This is a genomic window from Mesorhizobium sp. M1E.F.Ca.ET.041.01.1.1 (genome assembly GCF_003997355.1).
Taxonomy (GTDB): Bacteria; Pseudomonadota; Alphaproteobacteria; order Rhizobiales; family Rhizobiaceae; genus Mesorhizobium.
Map to the genome: position 1 here is coordinate 1 of NZ_RZSL01000480.1, position 4,822 is coordinate 4,822.

The following is a 4,822-nucleotide window of genomic DNA, read 5'->3' on the forward strand; positions in this document are numbered from 1 at the left end:
CCCATGTGGCGCGGGCTGCCCGCCGGCCGACTTCGGCTATCAAGCCGGTCGTCGGCGCCGATGTCTTCACCCACGAGTCCGGCATCCATGTCGCTGGGCTGCTGAAGGATTCCCGCACCTATGAGGGGCTCGATCCCGCCCTTGTCGGCCGCGACCGGCGCATTGTCATCGGCAAGCATTCCGGCGCCACAGCGATCGCTCACGTTCTCGGTGAGAACGGCCGCGCGCTCGACCCGGATTTGGCGGCCGCCATGATCGCCCGCATCCGTCGGAAAGCCGCCGAAACCAAATCGACCGTCACCGCGGCTCAGCTTGTCGAACTCTATGACAGTCTGTGCAGCGAAGCCGCCGGCCGGCCCTTCGAAATGGACTGAGGCGAGCCATGTCGTTCATCCTCACCACCTCTGCTTCCAGAACCGCTTCATGCACCAATCGTGCTGACCGATCCACTCCACCTTCGCTGATCGCCATGATCCGCGAAGACATCGCTTGCGTGAAGGCGCGCGATCCGGCCGCGCGCGGCACGCTGGAGATCGTGCTTACCTATCCCGGCGTCCACGCTATCGTCTGGCACCGTCTGGCCAACCGTCTGTGGCGGCAAGGCTTCCGTTTCCCGGCGCGCTTCCTGTCCTGGGCGGCTCGCCTGGTGACGAATGTCGATATCCATCCGGGCGCGACTGTCGGCTGGCGTTTCTTCATCGACCACGGCGCCGGAGTCGTCATCGGCGAGACTGCGGAAGTCGGCGACGACGTCACGCTTTATCACGGCGTCACGCTGGGCGGCACCTCATGGGCGCCGGGAAAGCGCCATCCGACGCTCGAAAGCGGCGTGCTCGTCGGCGCCGGCGCCAAGATCCTCGGCGCCATCACCGTCGGCGCCGGCTGCCGCGTTGGCGCCAATGCGGTGGTCATCAAGGACGTCCCGCCCGGCATGACCGTGGTCGGCATTCCAGGCCGCATCGTCCGTCCTGCCGCCGAGCGGCGCCGCGTCGTCCACGGCCGGATCGATCTCGACCATCACCTGATGCCCGACCCGGTCGGCGATGCCGTCGCCTCGCTCGTTGACCGCATCTCGTTTCTCGAACTGCGGATTTCGCGGCTGCAGCGCCAGCTTGCGGGCAGCAGACCCGAGACCACCGTTTCCGACCAGGGAGAACGCAATGAGCAGTTGTTCCGTTGACAGCCGGCCGATCAATGTCACCGACATCATTGCGCGGCTGAAGGGCCTGTCGGCCGCGGAGGATTTCTTTGCCGCCCTCGGCGTTTCTTATGAGCCTAAGGTGCTGAACGTCTCGCGCCTCCATATCATGAAGCGCATGGGGCACTACCTTGCGGCAGAGGACTTCTCCGATCTTCCCGACCGGGTGATCGCCGCCCGGGCGCGGGCCACGCTCGAACGCGCCTACGAGGATTTCGCGACCTCCTCGCCGCTCGCGCACCGCGTCTTCAAGGTGCTCAAGGACCACGATCCAGACAAGCCCGCCACGCCGGGCCGAACGTTCGTGCCGTTCGATTCCGTCCTGAAGCGGTTCGGGAAGGGATGAAGCGACAGGAGCGCGACGCGACAATGTCGAGAAGCCGACAATTCCGGGCATCGCATTGGCATCTCCAGAAGAAAATATCGGCATTTCAAATGGATACGGAAACGCTGAACAGTTGGCACGAATGATGCTGAGAAAGAGATGAGCGGGCAAGCCCGTATGCGACAGGAGCCCTGAGAGAGCGCCATGCACATCGTGATCTGTATCAAGCAGGTGCCGGACTCCGCGCAGATCCGCGTCCATCCGGTAACGAACACGATCATGCGCCAGGGCGTCCCCACAATCATCAACCCCTACGACCTGTTTGCCCTCGAAGAAGCGTTGCGCCTGCGCGACGCCCATAGCGGCGAGGTCACCGTGCTCACCATGGGTCCGCCTATGGCTGAAGATGCGCTGCGCAAGGCTCTCACCTACGGCGCCGATCGCGCGGTGCTCTTGACCGACCGCTACTTCGCCGGCTCCGATACCCTCGCGACCTCTTTTGCTCTCTCCCAGGCGATCGCGAAGATCGGCGAGACATTTGGCAAGCCCGACATCGTCTTCGCCGGCAAGCAAACCATCGACGGCGACACCGCACAGGTCGGCCCGGGCATCGCCAAGCGCCTCGATCTCCTGCAGCTCACTTATGTCGCTAAGATCGCCTCCGTCGACCTGGAAAGCCGCGAGATCACGGTCGAGCGCCGTTCCGAAGGCGGCATGCAGATGCTGAAGAGCAAGCTACCCTGCCTCATCACCATCCTGGAAGGCAGCAACGAGATCCGCCGCGGCACTCTCGACGACGCCCTTCGCGCCGCGCGCAGCGAGATCGTCAAGTGGAGCGCGGCGGGCGCCGGCATCGAGGACCTGAGCAAATGCGGTCTGCGCGGCTCGCCCACGGTCGTCAAGCGCGTCTTCGCCCCGGCCGCGCGGGCGGAAAAGGCGGCGCAGATCGACGTGACCGACAAGACGCCGCGCGATCTCGCCGACGAGTTGATTGCTCAAATCTTCACCCGCCAGCCAGCGCTGGAACACGAACTCGCCTTCGACGGCGAGGCGTGACGGCAAGGAGCAGACCATGTCTACCGCGAACCGAGAAACTCCACCGCCCGCCGCCGGCCGCGCCGGCATGAAGAAGGAGCTGCCCGAGCATTTCAAGCACTACAGGCACGTCTGGGTCTTCATCGAGCTGGAGCGCGGCCAGGTCCATCCCGTTTCCTTCGAGCTACTCGGCGAGGGCCGCAAGCTCGCCGACAAGCTCGGCGTGGAGCTCGCCGGCGTCGTGCTCGGCCCGCCCGGCGAAGCGACCTGGCACGCGGTCGCCGGGGCCTTCGCCTATGGCGCCGACCTCGCCTACATCATCGAGGACCCACTGCTCGCCCATTACCGCAACGAGCCTTTCACCCGGGCGATGACCGACCTGGTCAACACCTACAAGCCCGAAATCCTGCTGCTCGGCGCGACCATCCTCGGCCGCGACCTCGCCGGCTCCGTCGCCACCACGCTTCTCACCGGCCTCACCGCCGACTGCACCGAGCTCGACGTCGACATCGACGGCTCCCTTGCCGCGACCCGGCCGACCTTCGGCGGCTCGCTGCTGTGCACCATCTACACGCTCAACTACCGGCCGCAGATGGCGACAGTGCGCCCCCGCGTCATGGCGATGCCGGCGCGGACAGACAAGCCGGTCGGCCGCGTCATCCAGCACAAGCTTTTCATGGCAGAGCAAGACATCGTCACCAAGATCCTCGGCTTCCTCCCCGACAGCCAGTCGGCCAAGGCCAATCTCGCCTATGCCGACGTCGTGGTGGCCGGCGGCCTCGGCCTCGGCGCGGTGGAGAACCTGCAGCTCGTCAAGAACCTCGCTGCCGCGATCGGCGCCGAATACGGCTGCTCGCGCCCGCTGGTGCAGAAAGGCTGGATGCCGGCTGACCGCCAGATCGGCCAGACCGGCAAGACGATCCGTCCGAAGCTCTACATCGCAGCCGGCATTTCCGGCGCCATCCAGCATCGCGTCGGCGTCGAGGGCGCGGACCTGATCGTCGCCATCAACACCGACCCGAACGCGCCGATCTTCGACTTCGCCCATGTCGGCATCGTCACCGATGCGATCCGCTTCCTGCCGGCGCTGACGGAGGCCTTCACGCGGCGGCTCTCGCCGCACAACCGCGACAAGCTCGCCAGCTGACGGAGGCGGAGAGACGGCCATGATCGAGGAGAAATTCGACGCCATCGTCATCGGGGCCGGCATGTCCGGCAACGCCGCCGCCTATACCATGGCGAGCCGCGGCATGAAGGTGCTGCAGCTCGAGCGCGGCGAATATCCGGGCTCCAAGAACGTCCAGGGCGCCATCATGTATGCCGACATGCTGGAGAAGATCATCCCGGACTTCCGCGAGGACGCGCCCCTCGAGCGCCACCTCGTCGAGCAGCGCTTCTGGATGCTGGACGATACCTCACACACCGGCATGCACTACAGGTCGGACGACTTCAACGAGGCCAAGCCCAACCGCTATACGATCATCCGCGCCCAGTTCGACAAATGGTTCTCGCGCAAGGTGCGCGAAGCCGGCGCGACCGTGCTTTGCGAAACCACCGTGACCGAGCTCGCGCACGACACCAGGGGCCAGGTGATCGGCGTGCGCACCGACCGCGCCGGCGGCGTCATCTTCGCCGATGTGGTCGTGCTGGCCGAAGGCGTCAACGGCCTCCTCGGCACACGGGCCGGCCTGCGCGAAATGCCGAGGCCGGAGGCAGTCGCGCTCGCGGTCAAGGAGATGCACTTCCTGCCTGAAGAGGTGATCGGAGAGCGCTTCGGCCTCAAGGGCAACGAAGGCTGCGTCATCGAAGCCGCCGGCACGATCTCGCGCGGGATGACAGGGCTTGCCTTCCTTTACACCAACAAGGAGTCGATCTCTCTGGGCATCGGCTGCCTCGTCTCCGATTTCGCCTCCACAATGGAAAGTCCCTACGCGCTCCTCGACGCCTTCAAGAACCATCCCTCCGTCCGGCCGTTCATCGCAGGCTCCGAGGTCAAGGAGTATGCCGCGCACCTCATCCCCGAAGGCGGCTACAAGGCGATCCCGCAGCTCTTCGGCGACGGTTGGGTGGTCGTCGGCGACGCCGCCCAGCTCAATAATGCCGTGCATCGCGAGGGCTCCAACCTCGCCATGACGTCGGGCCGCATCGCCGGCGAGGCGATCTTCCAGGTCAAGAGCCGCAGGGATCCCATGACCAAGAACAACCTCGCCCTCTACAAGACCATGCTGGACAAGTCCTTCGTCATCAAAGACCTGATGAAATAC

The 4,822-nt window shown here is 65.3% G+C and carries 5 protein-coding genes and 1 pseudogene; all 6 read left to right on the plus strand.

Going from position 1 to position 4,822, the window contains the following annotated elements:
• A pseudogene (locus EOA38_RS28270) lies at positions 1-374 on the plus strand (homocitrate synthase); the annotation flags it as partial.
• An 8-nt stretch (positions 375-382) separates the two neighbouring features.
• On the plus strand, positions 383-1,180 hold the full coding sequence (gene cysE, locus EOA38_RS28275; RefSeq protein ID WP_127300776.1) for a serine O-acetyltransferase: 798 nt from the start codon (positions 383-385) through the stop codon (positions 1,178-1,180).
• Positions 1,161-1,544, plus strand: a complete 384-nt coding sequence (gene nifW / locus EOA38_RS28280) for a nitrogenase stabilizing/protective protein NifW (RefSeq protein ID WP_127300777.1) — start codon at positions 1,161-1,163, stop codon at positions 1,542-1,544. The genes cysE and nifW overlap by 20 nt, the downstream gene beginning before the upstream one ends.
• Positions 1,545-1,727: 183 nt before the next feature.
• Positions 1,728-2,579, plus strand: a complete 852-nt coding sequence (locus EOA38_RS28285; protein WP_126089874.1) for an electron transfer flavoprotein subunit beta/FixA family protein — start codon at positions 1,728-1,730, stop codon at positions 2,577-2,579.
• 16 nt (positions 2,580-2,595) lie between these two features.
• Positions 2,596-3,705: an electron transfer flavoprotein subunit alpha/FixB family protein gene (locus EOA38_RS28290; RefSeq protein ID WP_127300778.1), complete on the plus strand. Its 1,110-nt coding sequence runs from the start codon at positions 2,596-2,598 to the stop codon at positions 3,703-3,705.
• Between the two features lie 19 nt (positions 3,706-3,724).
• A partial coding sequence (locus tag EOA38_RS28295; RefSeq protein ID WP_127300779.1) for an FAD-dependent oxidoreductase occupies positions 3,725-4,822 on the plus strand: 1,098 nt, incomplete at its 3' end.

Excerpts from the sequence above, each read along its gene's own strand:
- EOA38_RS28285 (WP_126089874.1), top strand. The coding sequence starts at position 1,728 with ATGCACATCGTGATCTGTATCAAGCAGGTGCCGGACTCCGCGCAGATC.
- nifW (WP_127300777.1), top strand. The coding sequence starts at position 1,161 with ATGAGCAGTTGTTCCGTTGACAGCCGGCCGATCAATGTCACCGACATC.
- EOA38_RS28290 (WP_127300778.1), top strand. The coding sequence starts at position 2,596 with ATGTCTACCGCGAACCGAGAAACTCCACCGCCCGCCGCCGGCCGCGCC.
- cysE (WP_127300776.1), top strand. The coding sequence starts at position 383 with ATGTCGTTCATCCTCACCACCTCTGCTTCCAGAACCGCTTCATGCACC.